At 33.5% G+C, this 23,053-nt stretch carries 30 protein-coding genes and 1 riboswitch; of the genes, 20 read left to right on the top strand and 10 right to left on the bottom strand.

Translation table 11 applies throughout. The features are described 5' to 3' along the window. Positions 1 to 79: 79 nt before the first annotated feature. The 6 genes from BUB90_RS21310 to BUB90_RS21290 all read left to right on the top strand — a co-directional run bounded on the left by BUB90_RS21310 (position 80) and on the right by BUB90_RS21290 (position 4,337). On the top strand, positions 80 to 2,644 hold the full coding sequence (locus BUB90_RS21310) for an ATP-dependent DNA helicase (RefSeq protein ID WP_073291309.1): 2,565 nt from the start codon (positions 80 to 82) through the stop codon (positions 2,642 to 2,644). A gap of 272 nt (positions 2,645 to 2,916) precedes the next feature. Further along, positions 2,917 to 3,078: a hypothetical protein gene (locus BUB90_RS23715; protein ID WP_170865559.1), complete on the top strand. Its 162-nt coding sequence runs from the start codon at positions 2,917 to 2,919 to the stop codon at positions 3,076 to 3,078. Positions 3,079 to 3,106: 28 nt separating this feature from the next. Continuing rightward, positions 3,107 to 3,301, top strand: coding sequence for a hypothetical protein (locus tag BUB90_RS21305; RefSeq protein ID WP_073291306.1), 195 nt, complete (start codon positions 3,107 to 3,109; stop codon positions 3,299 to 3,301). A gap of 19 nt (positions 3,302 to 3,320) precedes the next feature. Then, positions 3,321 to 3,698: an SRPBCC family protein gene (locus BUB90_RS21300; protein WP_073291304.1), complete on the top strand. Its 378-nt coding sequence runs from the start codon at positions 3,321 to 3,323 to the stop codon at positions 3,696 to 3,698. A 136-nt stretch (positions 3,699 to 3,834) separates the two neighbouring features. Continuing rightward, positions 3,835 to 4,014 carry a hypothetical protein gene (locus BUB90_RS21295; protein WP_073291301.1) on the top strand — a complete coding sequence of 60 codons (180 nt, stop codon included), beginning with the start codon at positions 3,835 to 3,837 and terminating at the stop codon, positions 4,012 to 4,014. 83 nt (positions 4,015 to 4,097) lie between these two features. Beyond that, positions 4,098 to 4,337 carry a hypothetical protein gene (locus tag BUB90_RS21290; RefSeq protein WP_073291299.1) on the top strand — a complete coding sequence of 80 codons (240 nt, stop codon included), beginning with the start codon at positions 4,098 to 4,100 and terminating at the stop codon, positions 4,335 to 4,337. A gap of 192 nt (positions 4,338 to 4,529) precedes the next feature. On the opposite strand, the gene BUB90_RS21285 is transcribed toward BUB90_RS21290, so the two are convergent. The 6 genes from BUB90_RS21285 to BUB90_RS21260 all read right to left on the bottom strand — a co-directional run bounded on the left by BUB90_RS21285 (position 4,530) and on the right by BUB90_RS21260 (position 7,244). Next, positions 4,530 to 5,105 carry a hypothetical protein gene (locus BUB90_RS21285; protein ID WP_073291297.1) on the bottom strand — a complete coding sequence of 192 codons (576 nt, stop codon included), beginning with the start codon at positions 5,103 to 5,105 and terminating at the stop codon, positions 4,530 to 4,532. A gap of 95 nt (positions 5,106 to 5,200) precedes the next feature. Next, positions 5,201 to 5,656 carry a hypothetical protein gene (locus tag BUB90_RS21280; RefSeq protein WP_139241836.1) on the bottom strand — a complete coding sequence of 152 codons (456 nt, stop codon included), beginning with the start codon at positions 5,654 to 5,656 and terminating at the stop codon, positions 5,201 to 5,203. 120 nt (positions 5,657 to 5,776) lie between these two features. Further along, positions 5,777 to 5,995 carry a hypothetical protein gene (locus BUB90_RS21275; RefSeq protein WP_073291292.1) on the bottom strand — a complete coding sequence of 73 codons (219 nt, stop codon included), beginning with the start codon at positions 5,993 to 5,995 and terminating at the stop codon, positions 5,777 to 5,779. Between the two features lie 29 nt (positions 5,996 to 6,024). Next, complete coding sequence (locus BUB90_RS21270; RefSeq protein WP_242952587.1) at positions 6,025 to 6,402, bottom strand: DUF3784 domain-containing protein; 378 nt, start codon at positions 6,400 to 6,402, stop codon at positions 6,025 to 6,027. Next, complete coding sequence (locus BUB90_RS24520) at positions 6,353 to 6,631, bottom strand: DUF4275 family protein (RefSeq protein WP_408605974.1); 279 nt, start codon at positions 6,629 to 6,631, stop codon at positions 6,353 to 6,355. The genes BUB90_RS21270 and BUB90_RS24520 overlap by 50 nt, the downstream gene beginning before the upstream one ends. A 385-nt stretch (positions 6,632 to 7,016) precedes the next feature. Then, positions 7,017 to 7,244, bottom strand: coding sequence for a helix-turn-helix domain-containing protein (locus BUB90_RS21260; protein ID WP_073291290.1), 228 nt, complete (start codon positions 7,242 to 7,244; stop codon positions 7,017 to 7,019). A 125-nt stretch (positions 7,245 to 7,369) separates the two neighbouring features. Beyond that, positions 7,370 to 7,449: riboswitch (cyclic di-GMP riboswitch) on the top strand. Positions 7,450 to 7,624: 175 nt separating this feature from the next. Here BUB90_RS21260 and BUB90_RS23710 point away from each other — a divergent pair. The 11 genes from BUB90_RS23710 (at position 7,625) to BUB90_RS21210 (ending at position 18,730) form a co-directional block, all read left to right on the top strand. Continuing rightward, entirely contained in the window at positions 7,625 to 7,804 is a 180-nt protein-coding gene (locus BUB90_RS23710; protein ID WP_170865558.1) for a hypothetical protein, read from the top strand. Beyond that, positions 7,758 to 9,434, top strand: a complete 1,677-nt coding sequence (locus BUB90_RS21255) for an RNA polymerase sigma factor (protein ID WP_073291288.1) — start codon at positions 7,758 to 7,760, stop codon at positions 9,432 to 9,434. The genes BUB90_RS23710 and BUB90_RS21255 overlap by 47 nt, the downstream gene beginning before the upstream one ends. Before the next feature lie 33 nt (positions 9,435 to 9,467). Next, the gene (locus BUB90_RS21250; RefSeq protein ID WP_073291286.1) at positions 9,468 to 11,030 is read left to right on the top strand and encodes a hypothetical protein; all 1,563 of its coding nucleotides are present in this window, start codon (positions 9,468 to 9,470) and stop codon (positions 11,028 to 11,030) included. A 306-nt stretch (positions 11,031 to 11,336) separates the two neighbouring features. Next, a complete protein-coding gene (locus BUB90_RS21245) occupies positions 11,337 to 11,693 on the top strand; it encodes a hypothetical protein (RefSeq protein ID WP_073291284.1) in 357 nt (118 codons plus the stop codon). 83 nt (positions 11,694 to 11,776) lie between these two features. Next, positions 11,777 to 12,955, top strand: coding sequence for a hypothetical protein (locus BUB90_RS21240; protein ID WP_073291282.1), 1,179 nt, complete (start codon positions 11,777 to 11,779; stop codon positions 12,953 to 12,955). A gap of 116 nt (positions 12,956 to 13,071) precedes the next feature. Next, positions 13,072 to 14,043: a hypothetical protein gene (locus tag BUB90_RS21235; protein WP_073291280.1), complete on the top strand. Its 972-nt coding sequence runs from the start codon at positions 13,072 to 13,074 to the stop codon at positions 14,041 to 14,043. A 32-nt stretch (positions 14,044 to 14,075) separates the two neighbouring features. Beyond that, positions 14,076 to 15,476, top strand: coding sequence for an Ig-like domain-containing protein (locus tag BUB90_RS21230; RefSeq protein ID WP_073291278.1), 1,401 nt, complete (start codon positions 14,076 to 14,078; stop codon positions 15,474 to 15,476). Between the two features lie 215 nt (positions 15,477 to 15,691). Next, positions 15,692 to 16,879 carry a hypothetical protein gene (locus BUB90_RS21225; protein ID WP_073291276.1) on the top strand — a complete coding sequence of 396 codons (1,188 nt, stop codon included), beginning with the start codon at positions 15,692 to 15,694 and terminating at the stop codon, positions 16,877 to 16,879. Positions 16,880 to 17,139: 260 nt separating this feature from the next. After that, positions 17,140 to 17,784 (top strand): hypothetical protein, encoded by a 645-nt coding sequence (locus BUB90_RS21220; protein WP_073291274.1) that lies wholly within the window; start codon positions 17,140 to 17,142, stop codon positions 17,782 to 17,784. Positions 17,785 to 17,869: 85 nt separating this feature from the next. Continuing rightward, positions 17,870 to 18,358 (top strand): hypothetical protein, encoded by a 489-nt coding sequence (locus BUB90_RS21215; RefSeq protein WP_139241835.1) that lies wholly within the window; start codon positions 17,870 to 17,872, stop codon positions 18,356 to 18,358. Between the two features lie 54 nt (positions 18,359 to 18,412). Further along, positions 18,413 to 18,730: a hypothetical protein gene (locus BUB90_RS21210; protein WP_073291269.1), complete on the top strand. Its 318-nt coding sequence runs from the start codon at positions 18,413 to 18,415 to the stop codon at positions 18,728 to 18,730. Between the two features lie 167 nt (positions 18,731 to 18,897). Here the strand turns inward: BUB90_RS21210 and BUB90_RS21205 are convergent, their stop codons facing one another. After that, entirely contained in the window at positions 18,898 to 19,311 is a 414-nt protein-coding gene (locus BUB90_RS21205) for a hypothetical protein (protein WP_073291266.1), read from the bottom strand. A gap of 200 nt (positions 19,312 to 19,511) precedes the next feature. Here BUB90_RS21205 and BUB90_RS21200 point away from each other — a divergent pair, with 200 nt between their 5' ends. Further along, on the top strand, positions 19,512 to 20,429 hold the full coding sequence (locus BUB90_RS21200) for a hypothetical protein (protein ID WP_073291264.1): 918 nt from the start codon (positions 19,512 to 19,514) through the stop codon (positions 20,427 to 20,429). 140 nt (positions 20,430 to 20,569) lie between these two features. Here BUB90_RS21200 and BUB90_RS21195 read toward each other — a convergent pair whose 3' ends face one another. Continuing rightward, positions 20,570 to 21,055, bottom strand: coding sequence for a hypothetical protein (locus tag BUB90_RS21195; RefSeq protein WP_073291257.1), 486 nt, complete (start codon positions 21,053 to 21,055; stop codon positions 20,570 to 20,572). A 261-nt stretch (positions 21,056 to 21,316) separates the two neighbouring features. On the opposite strand from BUB90_RS21195, the gene BUB90_RS21190 reads away from it, so the two are divergent. Next, positions 21,317 to 21,706: a hypothetical protein gene (locus BUB90_RS21190; RefSeq protein ID WP_073291255.1), complete on the top strand. Its 390-nt coding sequence runs from the start codon at positions 21,317 to 21,319 to the stop codon at positions 21,704 to 21,706. 13 nt (positions 21,707 to 21,719) lie between these two features. Continuing rightward, complete coding sequence (locus BUB90_RS23705; protein WP_170865557.1) at positions 21,720 to 21,887, top strand: hypothetical protein; 168 nt, start codon at positions 21,720 to 21,722, stop codon at positions 21,885 to 21,887. A gap of 219 nt (positions 21,888 to 22,106) precedes the next feature. Here BUB90_RS23705 and BUB90_RS21185 read toward each other — a convergent pair whose 3' ends face one another. Then, complete coding sequence (locus tag BUB90_RS21185) at positions 22,107 to 22,364, bottom strand: hypothetical protein (protein ID WP_073291252.1); 258 nt, start codon at positions 22,362 to 22,364, stop codon at positions 22,107 to 22,109. A 165-nt stretch (positions 22,365 to 22,529) separates the two neighbouring features. Then, complete coding sequence (locus tag BUB90_RS21180; protein WP_073291250.1) at positions 22,530 to 22,778, bottom strand: hypothetical protein; 249 nt, start codon at positions 22,776 to 22,778, stop codon at positions 22,530 to 22,532. Positions 22,779 to 23,053 lie beyond the last annotated feature (275 nt).

The following is a 23,053-nucleotide window of genomic DNA, read 5'->3' as shown; positions in this document are numbered from 1 at the left end:
AATTAAGCAACACCTTATATATAAAGGATTTGACCAATGTCATAAAAGACAAAAATTGCAATTTGAAGGTAAAAAGTGCATGAACGAGAAAATTAAAGAAGTTTTTGAACTAGAAATGAAATATTATTTAGGGTATAAAGGTGCAACTTTTGTGGAAGAGAAAAGGGTAAAAAATTATATCAAATTAAAATCAGAGCAGTATGAATTTCAGAAAAGTGAAGTTGAACCTTGTTTATATGAAATAAATCAAACCCTGACGTCCGACCTGATTTACAATCCAGATAGGCATAGATATTATTTTCAAAATGAATACGATGCAGAGAAAAAGATAATAGACTATTTAATATCTCAAGAAGGAAAAATATCGGATAGAGATTTTACAAGGCAAATCAAGTCAGCACAGAGAGCCAGCCGTATAAAATATTCAGAAGAGCAAGAAGCTGCTATAGCTACGGTATTTCAACATAGATTATCTGTAATTACAGGCGGACCAGGAACGGGAAAGACTACAGTTATCCAGGGAATTTATCAGGTGGCAGGTAAGCTGGGGTATCATGTCAGAATCTTTGCTCCAACGGGTAAAGCTGCAATGCGAATACAGCAGGCAACAGACCTCTTTGCAACAACAATACATAAGGGGCTAATAGAAGAGATATCTTCTGAAAATAAGAACCTTATCATAATAGATGAAGCATCCATGGTGGACTCATACTTAATGGGTTTGATTATTGAGCATTGGGGAATGTTTACGATTGTACTAATTGGAGATGTTAATCAGCTTCCTTCTGTAGGTAATGGAGAAGTTCTATTTGATATCATACATTCCGGAAAGGTTGCTGTTACATACTTATCGAAAGGATATCGAAGTGAAGAGACTATTGTAGCAAATGCAAATATGGCTCTTCAGAACATGCTCGTAAAGGACTGGAAGTTTGATGCTTCATTCCGCTTTATTCCGGTCAAGTTCAGAATTTCTGATGAGCAACTTGGACTGTATGACATTCAGATTAATCGATATAAAGAGGTAGTGTATAAATACTGGAGACATCTTGCTGAAAAATATGATGTTCAGGATGTCATCATATTACTGCCATTAAAAAGGGAAGACATTGAGCAAGAAAAATTCATAACAAGTGACACCATAAATGAGTATATTCAATCAATGAGATTTTGTAGGATGAAAGAAAACTATAAATACTATGTTGGAGACAGGGTAATATACACCCAAAACCGATATGATAATCCTACTGGAAACGGTATCAACCTCTATAATGGCATGACGGGAACCGTATCAGAACAAAAAGAAGATGGCTGGCTTCTAATTCAGTTTGATAATGGATATGATTCTGAGTTCTTAATACATGAAGATGATGAAAATCTTGAACTTGCATACGCTCTAACAGTACACAAGGCACAGGGTTCAGAATATAAAGCAGTTATTTTCTTAGCCATGAATTTCCATGAGACAAACAGATACCTCTTCTATACAGCAGTATCACGTGCAAAGGAACAAGCTATTATATTGGGAAGATATGATTTGCTTTCTTATATTCTAAATATCAAAAAATACTATCGCAGGACCACGTTTTTGAAAGATTCTTTTTCAATTCAACGAAGAGAAATATTGAAAAAGATTACTTATGAGGATGGTAGGAAGTGGAACGATGAATGCCTCGTTTATGATAAAAATCGTATTACGTTTCCTTTTGACGAGTATGGATTGGTGAATCTGGATAATCATATTATTAAGTCGGATGCATTAGCAGGTGGTATCTATTCTCATGATTTAACAAAAAACGAGATGAAGGTATTGGAACTGTATTTTGCAAGCATAAGTATTGGAGATGCAGCAACGCGATTCCAGGAGTTTGATTTAAGGAGAATGAATAGGTTTCGAACTGGGCGTATATCAGAAGCACATATACTTGAGATTGCTGAGAAATTCAGAAATTTATTTATAACTATAGAAGCGCTACGTTATAATAAGAATAAAAAAGCAGTGATTGAAGATGAGTGGCCTTACGTAAAGAAGAGTAGGAACAAAAATGGTAAGAAGTGTCTAAAATTCTTTGATATTTGTGAATGGGACAAAAATATGAAAAAATTCATCCTTCAGATATCAGATGAACTAATCCCACATGTATTTCAAATACAGCCTATTACGGGCTATATTAAAAAGTATCCTCTGGAATTCGTTGACCGGATGTCACCAAAGGATGTATTGTTGTTTAATTATTTTCGCAGATATCTTGGTAAATCATTAGTATGGACGTATGAGAGACTAAGTAAGATTTTTCGACTTGAGCCTGGCACATATAATACAATCAGTGATTTCAATAAGTTCTTTCGGGAGCTTAATAAATCGATTGCTGCGAATACTGATATGCAAATTACGTTTAAAGATTACTATGAGGAAGGGAAGAATGGGCATTTATATCACAAATATAAGATTGATATTCTTGAAAAACCGATAGAAATAGCAATCAATACAATGCCTTATTCTGAGGATGAAACAGAAAAAGATACAAATCTTTCGCTGCAAAGTGTATCAGTAGTACCAGAAAATCATCCTGTTATTCGTAAGTGGAAAAAGTGCATTCATGAGATAACAGGAACCGAATACCTACGCCTCGTAGATAAATAAAATAGTATTGAGCGAAGTATATAAATACTTTACAAATGTATACCAACATGTTATAATAGAGTCATACTTAATCAGTTTATTTACTAAACTGTTGTGAGCTCCTTTATTTGGGGTTCCTGAATTGGGACCCCTACAACTTAATATGAATGTTTAACTCGGAATTTATTTCGAGTTATTTTACATTTTAAGGTAATATTTCTAAAAATGATATTATCAAAAATTGATATTTTATCGATACCAGAGACTTTAATAAATTTATGGAGGATATGCAGATGAGCGAAAAAGAAGCCAGCAAAGAAAAGAGAGAAGTACCAGTATTGTCATTACAAGAGTATTTGGAAATGAAAAATGGGAACGGAAAAAAAATAGAAGGACCAATAAAGATAAAGGCTGAAGATGCAGAAAAAGCTATAGAGTTTTTTGAAAATATGTAAGTCTAACTTTCGAAAAGGAGGTTCTTTGATGATTATGAATCAGCATGCTTTAGTTTTAATAGGTAAAAAGGGCGAAAAAATATTCCGTAAAATTTATAATGGACCCAAAGTACCTTATGAAAAGTTGATGATTGAATCGGAAGAAATAAAGAAACAATGGAAGACAGCGGAGAATGACAAAAACATAGGTACTGCTTTTGAAGTTGAAAATACTGATAAATAATGAAAAAAGGATGGATTGCATGGTCAATAAAAGCAGGAAATTGCTGTTGGAGAAAATGAAAAAGGTATTGGATTTGACTGAAAATAAGTTAGATATTAATGATAAGGAATACTGGGATACACTCAATTCTTTAAATGATGAAATAAGAGACTTGCCGACTGAGGTTAGCTGGCTTCTACCAAAAGAACGATTGCCCCAAATTCGTGAGCTTGACAAGAACTGTTGTGTTCTGGCAACTACTGAAAAAGGAGAAGTGAGCAAGGTAAAATTCAATACAATGATTATGGATTTTAGTCCTGGTGATAATGTAGTTGCTTGGATGCCGCTTCCGAAAGTTATAGTGATATTGTTGAAGTATTCAGGAAGTTTTTTGGAAAGAAATGATAATCTATGGTAAATAAGTATTTTGTTGAGAAAAGGAGTGGACTTATGGATATAAAGAATCTAGAACCTGGATTTTACATATTAGAATGTATTGAGGAAATTGGTTATGATGAGTGCTTTTTCGTTGGACGAAAGGACATAAATACCGTATGCAGATAGACGAGGATGGGGATGCAATCATAGAAGCAGATAGCAGAATTTTCAATCCAACAAAAAACCGGTTAGTTGAGATGATGGAATGTTTCATTGGTGATAAAGACTTGTGTAATAAAAAGGGACTGGTTGAATATTTTATGGAAAAAAGAAAGTCTTACAATCCAGAAAAGTGATAGATTAATAATCTTAAATGGTTACAATACCCGCGAACCAGACAAAATATTAAGAAGTTCAGATGAGGAAGGAAGACGGTTTTATGGATATAAGTAATCTGGAACCAGGTATTTATATACTGGAATGTATCGAGGAATTTGGCTACGACGAGTGTTTTTTTTGGTGGACAAAAGGTAAAAAATACCGGATGGAAATTGATAGAATTGGTGGATGTAATATAACTTGTGATATCCACATTTTTACTCCGATGGGTAACCGATTTGAAGAGATGATGGAATCTTTCGTTGTTGAAAAAGATATGGTGAATAAAAAGCTTGGTTGAAGACTTTTTAGAAAAGAGGAATTCACCCGAGTAGGAGTAATTTTTCGACCATTGCATTTGAGATACAGGTATGCCTATCTATTGAGTGCTTTATGGAACCAGTAAGCACATAGATAAATTAGTATTGTCTTAAGGTCTTTGAGGATGCCTTCAAAATTATCAAAATATAATAAATAGTATCAATCTATTTTTTTAGTAACATATTGTAGAATGAACCATGGCATTTAACCAATATTTTTTTCTGACATCATTAAATGTCATACATTCCAAATCGTAATTATCATCGTTGGCATAGGGATATTTAGATGCGATTTCAGATAGCATCATGATTTTGTATAAGATAACCCGATGATTACCATTGCCATCTACAATATATTTACCATTATTCAATTGCGATAATATTATGGGAAGTTCTTGCTCGTGTACCGGTTTTTTAAGCATACGAAAATATTTATTGCGAGTCACAAGTCCATCTTTTATATGGTAATAAGCACGTTTTAATCGCATATATGTTTCTATTACTGTCATGTATCCATAGTCTTGGTGAGTTGTTCCGACAATATCACTCAGAGGTACTTTTTGGGCGTATAGTGTGTCTTTGCTAGGCCGTCTGAACTCATAGTAGTGGAACGGCTCATGTAAAATAGTCGGAATTTCTTCTAAGTTTATTCCAAGGGTGGTAAGAAGATACCCACGTACAGCTCGTTGGTTTTCGTCATATGGAATGTAAAAATCGGAATCAGAATAGGTGAAATCAGACCATTTCATTATTTTCATCTCCTTCAGTGTATTAAACCAGATTTATTTTGGTTTATAAAAACTATTTCCATGAGGACAAAAACTTTCGAAAATTTTATCCTTGTTCAGATAAACCTCCATCTTAGGCCTAACGATTCTATCCAAGTGCCATCATATTCTTGAATGGATTCTTTCTCGTCTGTGTAAAATTTGACTATTTCATCTTCTTTTTCCATCGTTGCAATTGCAATATCCGAACAATAATTATCTTGTGAAGGACATAGATTTAATTTTAAGACCCCTTCAAATACCATTTCTATGCTTTCGGACCAATCACTATCGAATATCATGGATACTTGCCTAATAGAATCTGTTACATACATACCGCCGTTCTCCGCCTTGCCGGAACCGCTCACATAATTCAATGCTCTTAATACTGAATCATGAAATTTATGAAAAGTAGACATTAAATGATGGATATCGTCTTTGCTTTCGATATAGTTCCAATTTTTTAGCCTAGTGTCTTGCGAATATTTGTCCCATATACTTGCCGGCAACACTTTACCTTTTAGTAATTCCAACAAATAGTCATCGTTTTTAAGTACATACCCATAGCCACGATATGAAAAGAAGCTGTCATTTTTATTGGTAGCTTTTAATTGAGAAATATATTTTTTTAATTCATGTTCATCCTTGGATATTCAAGGCTCTGGCAAATCATTAGCACTAATGACGTTTATATTTACTTCCATGTTGTGTTCATCCGTGGACTTATCTAAATACTCAATTAATCGATAACCTTGAACAGATGCTGTTTTTTGAAGTACTAAATATTTTTCATAATATCCAAAATTAATTATGGCAAAGACTTCTGATATAAAGTACTCATTATTTGCTCTATCATAAACTCTTACAATCACAATTCGTCACCTCTTTCAGCGGGAATGCGTTATTTACTTTTTTCTCTCTTATTACGGTCAATCATATGATAAATGAACATTACTATCCATATTCCCCATGCAGTGGCACAGCCGATACCATTAATAAATAAATCCATAATAGCTCCAGCCATAAAAGGCACAGCCCAGTACATCATTCTTTTTCCATATATTTTGCATAATTGTATTTCATCAAACTGTTTTCTTTCTTCATCGCTTTTCATATTATAACCCGATATGAAATTCGCTGCTTTTCCATTTGATTTATAAAAATAAATACCAACGGTGTAAAAGAGTATTGCCAAACCTACATCAAAAAGAATATAAAACTTCACTTCATCAGACACGGTAAAAATAAGGACCACATTGGGATTCATGTGTATGAACATAGGTCCACTTGTTTACTTTATCAAAAATATAAATATCGTCATCTGAATCAAAATCCGTAGACTTAAGCTGCCAAGCATTTTCTATATAAAAGGTTTCATCATTATGCTGATAGAAAGCAAATACCTTTTCTTTCTTACATTTATTGAAGGCGTGTCTTGCCTTAGAATTTGAGAGTGCATTTGCCTTTTCAAAACTGAATATGTGCCACTTATAGCTTTCATATCCAATGGCTTTCTTTTCATCAGCACTTACGGAAGATGCGAATAGTTTGCTCCAGTTGGACTTAATGGCATATGATTGTTCTTTCCTGGAATTTTTGTATCAATTGCTGAGATATATCTATCTGTATCATCTATTTTGAAACCATATTTGTTTCAGGATGATAGCTTTCTGTCGGCAAATAAATTCCTATTTAAAAATTATACATTTCTAAATATAGGAAGTCAATTAGGAATAACAAGATAGGCACTATTTACGGGTATCCTTTATAGCAGTAAAATATCGGAGATTGAAATTGTAAAATAATAAATTATCAAACTGTAGATATCGGAGAGCATGTAGAAAAGTAAAAGACCCAGCATGGAACATCATTTGATGATATCCAGAGGGTCTCTTATCTCTGTGGAAATGGTCGTTTTTCATTACTTGCTCCAGTGATATAATCCATACTTACGTCATAATATCGAGCAAGTTTCATGATTGCGTCTATAGGAATTCGTGTTCTATTTAGCTCATAATCAGAGTAGGTTTTCTGGCCGATTCGGAGCACGTTCGTTGCTATAAAATCTTGACTTAGGTCGGAATCTTCACGTATCGCTCGAATACGTTCATAATATTGCATTTCTAAATCACTCCTTTTAAGTGCATTATATTTCAGAGTGAATAACTCTATTGACTTTTAGAGCTATATACTCTAAAATTTGTATTAGTAGAATTTTTATAGAAAAATCATAAGTTTTAAAAACTATATTTTTCAGGCAAACTTATTGAAAAATAAGGACGCAAAGCTATAGGGCCGTTAAAGGGGACGGCAGCCAGTTGCAAGATGAGTAAACTCTAATGCTTTGGAACTATGCATTGGGGTTTTTCTTTTATTCAATTATAGGAAACTCAAAATTATATTAAAAAATAAAAATATCTTCAAATTCATAAAACCGACCACTCTTCCAACTCGTTTTATAAATATAGGGGCAAATGAGAAGGGAGGAGTCAGATAAGAAAATGAACATCCTATCAAGAATTTTAAAAGATTTAGCCAAGGAATTTCGAATTCCAGATTCGGTTGATAAGAACTTGTTTCAGCGATTATTTTTAACAAAGAAAAACAAACAAAATAGGATAACGGAGAAAACGGATGATGGAAGAATTAAAAGCGTTAGTGATAAAGGCGCAGAGCGGTGACACCAATGTTTACGAAGAGATATATGCGAGGACCAAAAACAAGGCATATTATTTAGTTCTGCAGCTATTAAAAAATTCACATGATGCGGAAGATGCGCTCCAAGATGCCTTTACAACTGCTTTTATAAAAATTAATGATGCCATTCCGGAAAGCTTTCAAGGCTGGTTGGACACGATAGTCATCAATCGGGCAAAAGATGTATTGAAAAAGAAAAAACCAATGGCCTTTTCTGAATTAACTACAGAGGATGGTAAAGATTTTATACCAGAAGACGAAGAAGAACGTACAGAATTTCTTCCTCAAGAAAACATGGATTATCAGGAAACAAAGCGCTTAATTCAAGAAATTATTGACCAATTACCAGAAGAGCAGCGTATGGCGGTAATGTTGTATTACTATGAAGATATGGCGGTTGGAGAAATTGCAGAATATTTTGAGTGTTCAACAGGTACTATTAAAAGCCGTCTGAACTACGCTCGAAAGACAATTAAATCGAAAGTGGAGGAACTGGAGAAGAAGGGAACAAAGCTTTACAGTATTCCAGTTTTACCGTTCCTCTATTGGATGTTCCAGTCGGAAGCAGAAAAGACTGTTTGTACATCAGCAAACTTATTTCAGAATGTACTGGAAGGAGTTGTATCCAATCAAGCATCAGGTGCTGCATTACATACACCGATAGATACTATTGCAAAAGAAGCTATTGGAAGTGGAGCAAAGAAGTTTTTGGGCGGAAAAATAGCTGGTATGAGTGTCGGGATGAAGATGGGGATTACTGCTATCGTTGCCACAGTAGGCATTACAGGAGGATTTATAATTTACCAAGCATCTTCCTCACAACCAAAAGAAACGACAACTACAAATGTTGTTCAGGAGCTGAATGTATCAGATAACAAGCAGGTTAAAGAGGAAGTCATAGTAACTCCAACACCCTCTCCGACCGTAGTACCATCCGAAGAACCTACAGAGGAACCAATTTCTTTAGATGGCAAGTGGAACAGAACAAACGTGGATTCCAGTCAAGGCGGAGTGATAGAAATTACTAATTTGGATAAAGATGGATTTGAATTTCATATTAATGTTGCTAACGGCGGAAATGTGGGAGATACCAGTGGTCATGCAGTCATGGACAGTGAGTCAGAAGCCACAGCCAAGATAGACCTAGACGATGGTACTTTTGCAACCTTCCATTTTAAAATTGTTGATGAGCAAGTCGAGGTTACAACAGAAAATACGGAATTCTTAGGAGGCATGGGGACTTACTTTGATGGAACATATACAAAAGGAGAGCCCACCTATCTCAATGAAAATATTATTGAAGAAACCTTGGGAGATAACAAAGATGCTGTAATGAATTTACTAGGAGATGATTATAAAAACCTGACCTTTGTTCTGAAGGACGGAAGCTACTATGATACAGAGTTGACCTATTCTGGATTTGTTAGAGGGTGTGGTATAGGGGTCGATTTGTGGATTAAGGAAGATGGTAACATGTATTGCTTGATTTATGAAGCACCATTTGGATTCCGTTTTTACACAAATGATTCTGAATATAAAGATAATGCTCCAGAAGAATTTGGTGAGTTAGGAGATGAGAGTATTTCATTTATCTACGTAGAGCCAAGTGAATAAATCAAGAAAATAGGGTTAAGGGAGGAAAAGCTAATGAAGAACCATTATAAAATTCAAAAGCGATTTATTGGAAAATTGCTCTGCACCATTGCAATGGTAAGTCTGTTAATTATTAGTATGAACTCTACTAATGTTCAAGCAGCTACCAAGAGAATAACGTTATATCAATATCATCCCAATCAAGAAGGAGCTTATGATAGTACGGTATTAGGTCAATATTACTATGATTTATATCCCAGTGATAAGTATTACGACTATAAGAATTTCATGAAATATACTTATAAGATTTCGGATGACAGTGTTATAGGACTGGCAATAAACAAGGGAATAGATTACAGCAATAGCATCATAATGGAAGATGATAAGGGAAATCCGCTTGCACTGTATCCGTATGATATCAAGGTTATAGCATTGGGACCAGGAACTTCTACACTCAAAGTATATAGTGGTAAAAAACTGATTGATTCGTATTCATTTGTGGTGGTAGCAGATAAAAAATATTCTCCAAGTAGCTATGTCAATAATACTGGTGATGTTACAGATGGTTTTCAATATGCAAGTGATGAAGGAATTGCAGCTGAAAATAAATTAATTAAGCAATTTGCAAAAATAGCCTCAGAGGATAAATATACAACGACAAATCAAAGAGTTTTGGCTGTTCTTAATGCAGTGGTAGCACATGAATGCAAATTGATATCAGAGGAACAATATGAGAAATGGGAGGAGGGACTAAAACATTTTGACTTTAGTACCTACCGTACTGCATATTCCAGATTGGTTCTGAAGAAGGCAGTGCCTGAAGCTTGTGCAATAGCAAATAAGGCAATTCTGAATAATCTTGGATTTCGGTGTGCTGTTGAAAATCAAAGTTATGACTCTGCTTATAATACGATTAAAATTTATGAAGTGAATGAGGATTATGAAGAAGAATTGAAGGATAGAGAGGAAAATCCAGAATTTTATGAAGTTGATGAAGGTGAAGTACTGGTTGACGAACTAATTGAGGGAGAATTAAGTCCTGTTAGTTATACGGCAACGACGAAATTGTCATCTGATTATGATTTCACAAGCGAAAAGCCAGAGAGTATATACACCAAGACACATCTTCCGGCATGGATTATTGGTGAGGATACCACACAGCAGGTCATTGATGTGGGACAGACAGTCAACTTAAGGGCCAGTGATATGAACGGTAAAATGTTTTCTTCAGATACATCGGTAGTTACAGCGGAAGATGGGAAGATAACAGGTGTGAAACCAGGAGTAGCAATCGTATGTCGCTATAATGATACTTATTGTGATGTATCCTTCGTTCTGGTAAGCAAGAAAGGTTCTATAAAAACGGTTCAAACTAAAATTTACACAAAATCAAGTAAATCGTACTTTACTACTTCTGATTATGCGCCTTATTTAACGGGCGGACAATCTGATATATATCAGATAAAGGATTGGGATAACCTTCGTATCTATGAAATGGAACCGGCCTTTGGGCATGGAGGACTTTTGAAAACATCTTATTCAAAGGGAATCGTTAAGTGCTATGTGGAGTATAAGGGAAAATCAGATTTGCTCTGTACATTAGATACAGGACGTTAATCTAGACTTGTTATGCATAAAAAAAATAGAAATTAAGTGCTGCATTATGGTAAGAAATATTTCAGGGAATATAGGTTAGAGAAAGGTAAACAAAATCTTTAAAGATGCGGATTACAAAGCTGGATATAGTGCATAAAACATTCCAGTTGGGTGATATAAGAAATAGCTGGCGTTTACTGGCTAAACGTAGGATATACACATGGAGGTGAATGATGATAACAGATGAATGATTTATATATATATTCTTTTGAGTCATGGCAGCAACAAACTTTTTATTACAAATTAAAACACAGGAGGGTAACTAAAATGAGTGAAACAAAATTTATCAGCGAAGCGGAATATTTGAAATTTAAGGATGGATTAAGAAGTATTATCATCAAAATCGTGGTTGGGTTTGTTATTGGTTTAGTATTGGGTCTGGCAACAGAAATGGGTGCTGGGTCTATTATGATTGGCATATTATTTGCAGGAATGCCATATGCTTGGAGCGTAATACCAGTGAGTGCATTGGGTTGGATTGCAATACTTATAAAGTTTTTTGCAGCAATACTACTTGGATGGATTATTACTCCAATTGCTTTTATATATAATCTGGTACAGATGAAGCGTTATGAAAAAGCAGTAGCAGAGCACATTATTGGTGAGCGAAATGTAACGGAATAGGATATAAAAGGAAATACAGATAAGACAGTAAATGCGATTCAAAACAAATAAAAAATGAAAAACACAAAAGGGAGGAAATTTACATGAAAACTTACGGAAAGAAAATTTTAACAGCACTATTAACCCTTGCTTTAGCTATTTCGGTGGTTCCGAATATGGCATACGCGGCAGATGCTACAAGTAGTACAGATAATAATGATACTTCAGGTACTGCAACATCATTAAGTTCTGCAGGAGAGGTAACTGGCGTTCTATCATCAAAAGATGATGTGGATTTCTATAAATATACGGTAGATGTATCTGGCTATTACAACTTTATTTTTAGAAATTTGTCATCAGAAGATGGTTCATGGTATATAACGGTTTATGACTCATCATTTAATGTGTTGGAATCTGAAAGAAACGGAGGATACACGTTAACTACAGGGGTATATGATTTTAAAGAAGGAACAGACTTATACATCAAGGTAGAATACGATAATTTATATGAGCATTCGGTAGATAAACAATATTCATTAAAAGTTAATGCAACTTCAGACGATACCTGGGAAAAAGAGTATAATGATACAAAATCTACAGCAACAATTATTAATCAGAATAAAGAATTAAATGGAAATTTATATTCGAGTGATGATGTTGACTTTTATAAATATACCGTTGATATAACTGGCTATTACAATTTTATTTTTAAAAATTTGTCATCAGAAGATGGTTCATGGTATTTAACTGTTTATGACTCGTCATTTAATGTATTGGAATCTGGAAGAAACGAAGGCTATACAGATAATTCAAATACATATAATTTTAAAAAAGGGACTGTTCTTTATTATAAGGTTGAATACGATAATTTATATGGGCATTCTGTAGGTAAACAATATTCATTAACTGTCAATGCAAAGAAGAGTACTAATTGGGAACAGGAAAAAAATGATTCTTACAGTAAGGCAATCTCATTGAAAACAAATACAACAAAATATGGGAATCTTTACAATTCAGAGGATGTTGATTACTATTCCTATACCGCGAAAAAGACAGGGACAATAAAAACCACATTTAAAATTGATACAGATGATGTAGGAAATGGATGGAAAATAACTATTTATGATTCTTCTAAAAAGGAAATCAAAACTGTTTCAGATATAACAACAGATAAAACAATAAGTTTTAAAGCATCTAAGGGCAAAAAATACTATGTTGTGGTAAAAGCGAACAGTAGCTATTCTTCACCTACTAATATCACATATGCATTGAAAATTAAGTAATGAATCTTCTTAGAATTTTATACTGTTAAAAGTAAAGATACCAAGGGTAGAATCATATGTTATGCTTTCTACCCTTGATTTATTAATCGATATCAGTAACAATAGGGAGGTGAAATATGCTGAAATCACTAATGAAAGAATGTTACTCAAGTGAAGAAAGATTGATGCGAAGCAGTATCTGGAACAGCTTAAAGATTCTATGCAAAATATTTGTTCGACTAGCTATTATGGGGGCTATCATATGGTATTACAGCTCCCGTAAAGGCACACTGGCAGCAAGAATATTCTGGGCTGCCTTTCTGACAGAAATAATAATTTATATGTATTCTGCAATTCGAGGTTCCATCAGAGGCGGCAGGATTCAATATGAAGAATATCATATGACTATTTTTGGAAATGAAAAATATGTCGGAAGTGGTGAATTCGACTTACTTAACAGCTTTTTGAAACGTTTTATAAGAGAATTGGCTTTCTTAGCCGTATTCATAGCTATATATGCGTATAGCGTAAAGAATCTAAAAGAAGAAATCAGTGAAGAAATGATTCAGTGGATTTCAATTGCTATTTTAAGTACGCCTTATTTATTGGCTCTTAATCGGATTAGAAAATATGTTACATATTTCTATAAGGCAAAAAGTTATATTGGTTTTCGTGATGAGGCTTTTAAGGTACATAATAATTTGATTAGAATGAGGGATAATTGTCCGGAAGCCCCGGATATTATATGTGATAGCAAGGGAGCTATATTATTTCTGATTATACTTACTTGGCCGTTACGGGCATTTTTTGGAAGCATTGCAATTATTGTAACAACAGGTCTGTCATTGGCTTCAGTATTCATTGGATTTGTCGTTCTAGCCTTAGAAGGAATTGGAGTACTAATACTTGCATTTAAAGATATTCTTCCAATTATCGAGGTGCATCAGATGTCGACGTCAAAGGCACTTTCTTATTGGCCCGAAGCAGTTGTTATCATTTTTGTAAGTATAGTATCCTTCATATTAATAAAATACAGAGATGAGATGTTTGATAAAATGTATGAAATTCGTGAAAATATGATTGTCTTCCGATATGGGATGATACCATGATTTATATAAGCGGGTTATTAAGGAGAAAAATTATGGGTAACAAATTAAAGAAAATTATTATGTTCGTATTCCTCGTAGTATCTATCACTAATATGAGCAGTGCGTTAACAGTCTCTGCAGCAACTATAGTGGGTATAAATAAAACAACTGATTATCTTGTAAAAGGAGAAACAACAACGTTAAAAGTGACAGGGACTTCTAAGAAGGTTACTTGGAGCACTGATAACAAAAAAATTGCAACTGTATCAACATCTGGTAAAGTAACCGCTGTTGCTTGTGGTACAACTACCATCAAGGCAACTGTAAACAAAGTTACTTATAAATGTAAAGTCACTGTAGTAAATCCATCTAAGATTTATCTTGACCCATCCAGTAGTAAAGTCACTGTAAACGGAAAAGCAGTAAGCTTAAATCCTACTTCTGATACTTATAGTGCTGCTGCTATGAAAGCAATGAAACTTACTTACAAGGTGTCTGGGAACACTGGAGTAACAGTAAGTAGTGCTGGTAAAGTAACAGCTACAAAGGCAGGAAGTTTTAAAGTTACCGCTTATGTTCATGGCAAGAAAATCGAAACTGTATCTATGAATGCTGTATTAACAAAATCTTCGTTTCCTGGATTTGCTGTTTCAGAAGTGAATGTTGAAGTGGAAAAATACAGAGAAGTGTATTTTGCCAATAATTATTTATTAGCAGCAGATGATATTACTGTAAAATCTTCCGACCCAAGCGTTGCGACAGCAGAAGGTGCATTTTCTACACTTGACCTTGACCATTATTATGGTATTGAAATTCATGGATTAAAGGACGGTAGGACTACATTGTCTGTTACAATTAATGGCGTTACCAAATCAATTAAAGTTATTGTAGGACAAGGTATTAACGTTCTTGCTCCAGTAGATGCAGTGAAAGCAAACAACTTTGCTGGATATTCAGGAAACTCCTTGAACACATTACAGTGGACGAGACAGTTTATTGACAGTAACAATCTAGATTCCGACACTTTGACCGACAGAGAAAAGATTACAATTATTCAAAATTACCTAAATTCTACTGCTAATAAAAATACAGATAATACTTATGACGGATACATTTCAAGCATCATCTTTAATGGATATTACGGTGGAGGAGATTGTGAAGCATACAGTACTACTTTTTGTTTCTTATGTGAATGCATAAACATTGAAGTCTTATTTTGTGGAGGGTGTTCTGATAATGGTGATGGAACTGGATACAAAGGGCATGCTTGGAACAAAGTAAAAGTGGACGGCACTTGGTATTACATTGATTCTTATTGGAATGCATGTCTTAACAGTTTTGATTATTTCTTATCGGAAACGCTTTGGTCTAATCACAACCTATCCGATAGAGAAGATTACTACGCTGAATACGGAAGCACAGATAACATCCCATATGTAAGTGAAATAAAATAAAGTGCATTAGTACAAACATATGAAAATCTTAGTTTCTACGGCTTCCTTAATCAGGAAGCCATCTTTATTTGTATTGGTATAATAACCTATTTGGCTGGATTCACCAATATCCTTAAATATATTGATTGCTATAGGATAACCTTTTTAATGTAAATTAAATAAGAAATGTGCTATGATGTAAATGTTAAGGAAATGCAGATTAGGAGGAGTTATGTATGGTGTTAGATGAAGAGTTCATTTGGATTAAAGAAAATCATTCGTTTTTTGATATCTCAAAAAAAAGTACAACAATAAAATGGACTGAGAAGCCATATGTAGATTTTAAAAACTTATCAGTAGCATATTTTGAATGTGCACGTAAAGTATGTGAAGAAATTCTTGACCATCCTGACGATAATGCAAAATGTGATACATGGTTTTTCCCAGCGGTATATATGTTTCGTCAGAGTCTAGAATTACTATTAAAAGCGCTTATCTGTAAAGAAATAAAAAGGAAACGTGAAATTCAGGATATTTTCGAGAGGTGTAAGCATAATCTTTGGTTACTATTCGGCACATACAAATCATCAAATGACAATATGCTTATAAATATTGAGGAATCTGCTTGGTTAGAGGATTATTTGAAGAGTATTGAGACTGTAGATGAAAAATCAGATTTATTCCGATATCCATTTACTGAAGACTTTTTTCAAATATATAAGGATAAATTTTTTGATATAGCGGATATGGGAAATGCCTTTTTAATGGCAAATACAGTACTAAGCAAATGCGACACAGGTATCGAAAATGAGGATATCATAGAGATTGATACAAAAATGCCTACGGAGTTTATTCGTTATGCAGGGCATGGCTATGGGAATTGTTACATATGGACATCTATCAAGAAAAATGATTTTTATGCACAAGTTACCGGTTACAACAGAGTGGCAGAGTTTCTTTTTAAACAGTTACAAGAAGTGGATATAGCCATTGAATCTTATCCAATCATTTTTCTGTTAAGGAACGCTATTGAATTAGGTTTGAAAAGAGTATTGTATTCAAATACCCAAATAAGAGTTGAAAATCATAAGATTTATTCAATAAGAAATAGTCATTTACTATACAAGGATTTATGGAAAAATATCTCTGGAATGTTGGAACATTATGCTGCAGAAAAAGATGAAGATTTGAATTCTTTAAAGCTGTTTGATAAATATGTAAAGGAACTTAGTCTGATAGATAAAAAGGGAGATATATTCCGCTATCCATGTTCATATAGTGCGGAATATAAATTTAACAATAAACCAATAGATATTGATAATGTTTATCGTTGGATGCAAGGAATGTTTCAGCTGCTAGATGGCTGTGATTCCATGCTTGATTCAATAGCTGATTACGAGTCAGATATGAACTCGAATTGGTGAATGTGCAGATAAAGCGTTAATTCATGGTTGAGAAGTTATTTTTAAGAAAAACTGAATATACAACATGTATAGTTAATGTAGGCGTTGGATGAAACAAACTCACCAGCGTCTTTTTTTATGTGATAAATAATAAAAATGGCCTGAAAGTATCTAATTTTCAAAGAAATCTATCATATTGATAATAAGAATAAACAAATCATTCGTTTGTAACATTTTTAAAAATCGCAAACAAAAATAACCTTAGAAAAGGAGTTTGAAAAATGATGAACGCGGAAATAGTAGAAAGAATTCAGATAATCAAATCTGAGATATTCAAGTTCTTTGAATCCGAAATTATGTGGGCGTCCATGGATGAATATTTGTCATCGTCAGTGGATTTGGTTGAGCTGATTTTAAAATTAGAAGAAAGGTATGGATTTGCTTCTGAAATAGAAGAAGATGTGGCGAACACAGTTCAGAATGATAATGTTAGAAGATACCTATGGGTCGGGACTCAGAAGATTGAGATGTCAGGATATAGAACGCTTCGGGTTATAGCCGATGCAATTACAGTGGTAATTGCAGAAGAAGTTGAGATAGTAAATTTTGAATCTTTCTATTATAGAGAGTTATCTCTGGACGATTGGATTTGTATAGGTGAGCAACCTAACACTTTTCAGGATATGATATCAGCGGTGTCAAGAAACAGATTCTGTGACGCGGAATTTGCAGGACTATTAAAGAATGCTGGATTTATTGTTGAAAGAGCAGATTACAGTGGATGCAAAAATACATACTATGTGGAAGTTAAGAACGGACAAAGAATCTGGTTTGAAGATATCATAGTCAAGAATGAAGACATTCTGATAAAGTATCGTAGGCCACGAATAGAAATTCTGCAGAACTTGGTAAATGAAAGATTTTAGAAAATGATATAACTAAAAAACCGTGATGCTCAGTTTTATTCATATTATAGATGCTAAAAAACAGAAGAAAGGCAGGATGATAATGATGAAAGAAAAGAACATATTTGATTTGAACATGAATGAAAAGTTAAGATTGGAGATTTTAGGCTTAAGGCCGGAATGGGTGGATTATAGTTACGGTGAGCTATATGGATATTTCGGAGATGGTGTTGAGGTTGACCTTACTGTATTAAGGAAGCTTATTGATAATAATTTTATTCAAAGAGATGTATATACACCCGATGGATGTCCCTTTGAGCATGAAGGAGAACATTTCGAGGCATCTGGGTTATACATTGATGACTTTGTAAACTTTATGGAAAAATGGAAGGACTATAATCTGAAATTAATTGTTTATCTTGTTGAACCCGACAGACCAGATTATCGAATTTCCCCAAGAGGGTTGATTGTAAAAAGCCGATATTTTGATAAAGATGAAGTTTTTAGAAAAGACTTTATTAACACGGTATTAAGTACATCATATGCAAATTATTACGAAAGCCGTAGTATTAGGGGCTGCTATTGGTTCGATTAATTGGATTCATGTATATTAAAGATAACAAAATAAGAAAGGTAAAGGGAGTTCATTATGAAATCAAAAATCAAAAATTTAGAAAGAAAAGGGGTTGGAAAAGTTATGACAATTGCAGAATTGGATGAAGTGGTCTGCGAAGACAGAAGTGCATGCAACAAGTTTGCATGCCCATACATAACGTACCTCGAGCTGGGAGCAGCTAGTGTAGCAGTTTATGATGAGGCTGATAGGGAAGACACTGGCATTGAAGTAATCTGTGCAACATTTGATGTCTTGGATGATTACGATAAAGACATTGATGCCGAAGATACAGATGTTGTAATAAAACTCGGAAATACAAGGATTAAGATAAATGGATTCTATTTTGGTTAATTTAGCCTTAGAAAGTAAATTATTTTAAGGAAGAGGAAATGTCTGTTCCTTGAAAAGAGAAGAGAATAATGATACTGAGAAAAATGGAGTGCCAACAAGCTGTGGATACTCCATTTTCCTCGTTTTCACTTAGTTAGATATGTATAACAAAACTATTAAAAGAAGTATTATATTTTAAAGTATTGTAAGGATTTACTTATTTTATGTAGTAAAGGTAAGCATTTATCCTTGTCAGGAAATGATTTAGAATCACAGTCTCGTATTAGTTTGTCTAATTCTTCTATAGCTTTATATAAATCATTTGGTACATATAAGAATATCAGCGAGTAATATTTATCATATTCATCAGAAAGCCCGAAAATATTTATTTGACGTGTTGTAACAGAAAGATATCGTTCAATTATTTCAAGTCCTCGATTATTCAATATTTCTAAACGTTTCATTTTTGATTGATGCATATTAGTGATAATAGTCGTAATGATAGGAGATATTATAGCGACTGCTAAAGCAATCCAAGCAGCTGTTGTGCCCCAATCAATATTATTTGGATTTATGGTTTTAGTTAAAAATATTTGATACAAACATATCATCCTCCTCTCTATAATTAGTATAATACTGGTAATCAAATAAAGCAATAAATGTTAGATATCAAGTAACCATTAAAGCGTTATTGGAATTTATTATGGTATTCTCAAGTAAATGATATTGTATAATAATGTATATTGGTGTATATTTATGGTAGATGGAAATTTGGGATAAATAGTGTATTGGAGGGAAAAACATGATTGAGAAAAAGAGAATACGGTCACTAAATTATTTTTCTGTAGTGAATGAAGGAGAGGATATTTATCTTGGAGTACAGATAACTGAAGGTCAATACGAAAATGCCTGGAAATGTGGATTTACAAAAGACTTGAATATAGGAGAATCAATTCTTCCAGCATGTATCGGAGCAGTTACAAGAAGAAATGCAAACGGGGACACAATATTATTAAGGGATTTACCTATGGAGGAGTATGGTTATACTATTGAGTGGACAAGAAAACAGTGGATTGGAGGAGGAGAAACAGAGGAAGTAACGGGTTACGTTGATATTACTAGAAAGAGATATCAAAGAGAACAGACTGTACCGTATAATAAATATTTAACAATAGTTGAAAGCGATGGAATTAAGTTCCTTGTATCAGATAAAATTACATATAATGAATCTAATTCAGATGAAATTATTCATACAACAAACTTAATACTGGAACATTTTAAGGAATGTGGGATTTATAATTCAAAGTTAAAGCAATTTATTAAGCCAGAGGTTAAAAGGTTAGACTGGACTATATTGCCAGAAGGTGAGGAGATATGGACTAAGGCTCATGAGTATGTTGATTTAGTTGTAAGACCAGCCAAGAATAGAAAATCAATAACACATGAAAGAATAAATATTCTTAAAAAACTTAGTTTAAAGTTAATTGCAATTGGTAATGCTGGCTTCAATGGTTACATGGTGTTCAGACATGATGGCACAAACTTATTCTTTATGGAAAATCCAAGAATTAATAATGCCACATATGTTTTTAATGCGAACTGGGAAAAGCTTTCGATGCTAACTAAAGGAGAAATCATTAGTAACAAGTATTTTTATGATAGAATTATACATTCATTAAAATGGGAAGAAAATGTAATAAGCTTATTATCAGGAAAATAAATGCCAAGTATAAATTAGTTTGCATTAAGTACGAATGGTTTTATTGTCAATCAGTATATAATATTCGTAATATTTGAGATGAGCAGATAGAATGTATGTTAAGTAAAAAATAGCAGGAGCTTAGCCCCTGCTATTTGTAGTTACTGCATATCTTTAGATTTCTGAATCAACTCTTTTACCTCCGCCTCGAACGGAAAATCATCAGTAACAATCAATTTCTGGTATATCGGATATATCATCTTCACTGGCATACCATTCTTCACAGCAATCTCAAACCATTGGATACTGAAGTCTTCTGGAACATCCGGGAACAACAAATCATATTCCTTCCTTTCCCACATGATGAGATGACGGTAGTATGTTTCGGTAGCAGATACAGGGTTGGGAGGATAGTAAATATCGTCTGCGTTCAAGTAGAACATCAAACAATTTCCATTATCCACGAGGAAGCGACCGTCATTATACGCATCCCAATACAAATTATCGGTAGGTATTCCGGAAAATATTCTTCGGAATTCTAAAAGCCGATATGAAATTTCTTGCCCTTCAAATTCTGTCTCATTTGTAACATCCTCGATATGTACCAAAGATTCATAATTGTTTCTGTAGCCTTTTTTATTTGTCATTTGCTAAATCTCCCTTCGTATTTGTTTATACAATCAATATGACATTTTCAGTGGTGTTTCATTTGAAAAATAGCAAGGAAATGTAATGCAGTAGACGGGGGCTGAAATCTTTAATGAGTTAATGAATAAGGCTATTAGGAAGGTCTATATTCTGATGCACATTAACAATTACAGGTTGTGAATATCAGTGTATTTAGAGCATAATAGAAGAAAAATAAGAAAATAGGAAAGAATGCCAGAATAGAAATCAGGAGGGAAAATATGTCTGAAGAAATTGACAAGTACATAAATGAAGCTGTCAGCCATGAGCTTAAAGATATTGTAAAAAAGCTGTTAATTGAGAGTGTTGACATCAATGTTATATATAAGGCATTCTCCAAATTAACAAAGGAAGAAATCGATGAGATTGAGGTTGAAGCTTCTGTAATTCGGGAGAAAAATCATAACAGGGAATTTTGGAAACAGTATCGAGAGGAACATGCAGATGACCCAGACAATTTTGCTGTGAAAATTTTCAACGATGCTAAAGAGGAGAGTGAGCGAGAATACAGTGATATGGTTATTAAAAATATGAAAAATGAAAATTTACCGATGGAAACAATTCAGCAGGTATTTTCCAATTATACCAAAGAAGAAATCGAAAGAATTTGAGGAGGTATTGTAAATGAGCGAAAAAAATGATAACACCAAAATTGAAGTTCCGGTTCTAAGTTTTGAACAGTATCAGAAAATGTTAGAGGAAAGAAAGTTGCTCCCTAGAAATTTCAAAATCCGAGAAGAGGACAGGGAACGATATCTGGCAAGTATTGTATTCGAGGAAAAGAAGCTGTAATCATAACTTGCATTAATAGACAGAAAAAGAGCTCTCGTAGCTTAGTTACAGGAGCCCTAGTTCTATGTAATTAGGTTTAGGATAGAAAGCAAAATGTTTTATGTTTGTTATTATCATTTTTGTTTTGCTTTCTATGAATATTATGATTGAAAGTGGTGTTTGATATTTAAAAAAATAGCAGGAGATGAGCTCCTGCTATAAATTATGCATGTTTTGAATTTATTCGTCGTCGTCCTCTTCATCATCGCTATCAAAGTAATCATCATTATTAATAATTTCAGCTGCAGCTTCCAATGCAGCTGCATAGCCTTTTATGTTTTTCTTGATATCTTCTTTTATATGTTTTTCTTCTTTTTCGATAGAGTCATCCGGATTTCCACCTACCCATACGCAAACTTTAACATGGTTAAAATTATCAGCGAGCCAATAATGTTTGCGTAACTGACCATCGCCAAAATCTACATATTCAAGGTCCATATCATACCCATAATCCTCTGCAACGTTTTCAAAGCTTATTGTTTTAACAATTTTTCTTTTAATATTTTATAAATCCATAATTTTGTTTCTCACTTCGTGTTTTGTTTTATAATCTAATATGACATAATTGGATACTTGTCATATGAAATTTTGTATATTTTCGTATTATTTACTTTTTCTTTTTGGATTTCCAGATTCCTTTAGAACCTTAGAAATGTAATACTTTGATAATCCATATTTTTCTGCCATTTCTGTGAGTTTCATAGTAGTGGAATCCTTGATTAGATTCTTAAGAACATCATTAGTTACTTTCTTAGGACGTCCTCCAATTGGTGTAATAATACAGTTGTGATATTTCTCTAGGTAATTATCTAGCTTTTGTATATTTTCATATGATACAAGAGTTACTTCCATTTTGTAGTTAGCATATTCTTCGGTTTTGACAACTTTTAAATAATTTGAGTCATACAAATATTTCATGTTGAAATATGTAAGAAAGTTTGAATTTAGAGTAGTGATAAGATATAATGAGAGGTGGCAGAATATTTTAAATTAGTTTAGTTATTTGAATAAACGCTTTGCGATTTGTCTATAAGCAGATAGAACTGTGCTATACGCGCTTACAGAAATTTTAGAAATAATTAAGTTATATATGGAGATATAGAGAGATATTGGATTTTTTACTGGTG

Origin of the sequence: Anaerosporobacter mobilis DSM 15930 (assembly GCF_900142955.1) — a bacterium.
Lineage (GTDB): Bacteria > Bacillota > Clostridia > Lachnospirales > Lachnospiraceae > Anaerosporobacter > Anaerosporobacter mobilis.
This window is presented reverse-complemented; position numbering and strand designations above follow the sequence as displayed.

Excerpts from the sequence above, each read along its gene's own strand:
- BUB90_RS21245 (WP_073291284.1), top strand. The coding sequence starts at position 11,337 with ATGAGTGAAACAAAATTTATCAGCGAAGCGGAATATTTGAAATTTAAG.
- BUB90_RS21190 (WP_073291255.1), top strand. The coding sequence starts at position 21,317 with ATGTCTGAAGAAATTGACAAGTACATAAATGAAGCTGTCAGCCATGAG.
- BUB90_RS21235 (WP_073291280.1), top strand. The coding sequence starts at position 13,072 with ATGCTGAAATCACTAATGAAAGAATGTTACTCAAGTGAAGAAAGATTG.
- BUB90_RS21310 (WP_073291309.1), top strand. The coding sequence starts at position 80 with ATGAACGAGAAAATTAAAGAAGTTTTTGAACTAGAAATGAAATATTAT.
- BUB90_RS23715 (WP_170865559.1), top strand. The coding sequence starts at position 2,917 with ATGAGCGAAAAAGAAGCCAGCAAAGAAAAGAGAGAAGTACCAGTATTG.
- BUB90_RS23710 (WP_170865558.1), top strand. The coding sequence starts at position 7,625 with ATGAACATCCTATCAAGAATTTTAAAAGATTTAGCCAAGGAATTTCGA.
- BUB90_RS21250 (WP_073291286.1), top strand. The coding sequence starts at position 9,468 with ATGAAGAACCATTATAAAATTCAAAAGCGATTTATTGGAAAATTGCTC.
- BUB90_RS21260 (WP_073291290.1), bottom strand. The coding sequence starts at position 7,244 with ATGCAATATTATGAACGTATTCGAGCGATACGTGAAGATTCCGACCTA.
- BUB90_RS21185 (WP_073291252.1), bottom strand. The coding sequence starts at position 22,364 with ATGGACCTTGAATATGTAGATTTTGGCGATGGTCAGTTACGCAAACAT.
- BUB90_RS21240 (WP_073291282.1), top strand. The coding sequence starts at position 11,777 with ATGAAAACTTACGGAAAGAAAATTTTAACAGCACTATTAACCCTTGCT.
- BUB90_RS23705 (WP_170865557.1), top strand. The coding sequence starts at position 21,720 with ATGAGCGAAAAAAATGATAACACCAAAATTGAAGTTCCGGTTCTAAGT.
- BUB90_RS21210 (WP_073291269.1), top strand. The coding sequence starts at position 18,413 with ATGAAATCAAAAATCAAAAATTTAGAAAGAAAAGGGGTTGGAAAAGTT.
- BUB90_RS21220 (WP_073291274.1), top strand. The coding sequence starts at position 17,140 with ATGATGAACGCGGAAATAGTAGAAAGAATTCAGATAATCAAATCTGAG.
- BUB90_RS21270 (WP_242952587.1), bottom strand. The coding sequence starts at position 6,402 with ATGTTCATACACATGAATCCCAATGTGGTCCTTATTTTTACCGTGTCT.
- BUB90_RS21230 (WP_073291278.1), top strand. The coding sequence starts at position 14,076 with ATGGGTAACAAATTAAAGAAAATTATTATGTTCGTATTCCTCGTAGTA.
- BUB90_RS21290 (WP_073291299.1), top strand. The coding sequence starts at position 4,098 with ATGGATATAAGTAATCTGGAACCAGGTATTTATATACTGGAATGTATC.
- BUB90_RS21255 (WP_073291288.1), top strand. The coding sequence starts at position 7,758 with ATGATGGAAGAATTAAAAGCGTTAGTGATAAAGGCGCAGAGCGGTGAC.
- BUB90_RS21295 (WP_073291301.1), top strand. The coding sequence starts at position 3,835 with ATGCAGATAGACGAGGATGGGGATGCAATCATAGAAGCAGATAGCAGA.
- BUB90_RS21180 (WP_073291250.1), bottom strand. The coding sequence starts at position 22,778 with ATGGAAGTAACTCTTGTATCATATGAAAATATACAAAAGCTAGATAAT.
- BUB90_RS21300 (WP_073291304.1), top strand. The coding sequence starts at position 3,321 with ATGGTCAATAAAAGCAGGAAATTGCTGTTGGAGAAAATGAAAAAGGTA.
- BUB90_RS21225 (WP_073291276.1), top strand. The coding sequence starts at position 15,692 with ATGGTGTTAGATGAAGAGTTCATTTGGATTAAAGAAAATCATTCGTTT.
- BUB90_RS21285 (WP_073291297.1), bottom strand. The coding sequence starts at position 5,105 with ATGAAATGGTCTGATTTCACCTATTCTGATTCCGATTTTTACATTCCA.
- BUB90_RS21215 (WP_139241835.1), top strand. The coding sequence starts at position 17,870 with ATGAAAGAAAAGAACATATTTGATTTGAACATGAATGAAAAGTTAAGA.
- BUB90_RS21195 (WP_073291257.1), bottom strand. The coding sequence starts at position 21,055 with ATGACAAATAAAAAAGGCTACAGAAACAATTATGAATCTTTGGTACAT.
- BUB90_RS21305 (WP_073291306.1), top strand. The coding sequence starts at position 3,107 with ATGATTATGAATCAGCATGCTTTAGTTTTAATAGGTAAAAAGGGCGAA.
- BUB90_RS21200 (WP_073291264.1), top strand. The coding sequence starts at position 19,512 with ATGATTGAGAAAAAGAGAATACGGTCACTAAATTATTTTTCTGTAGTG.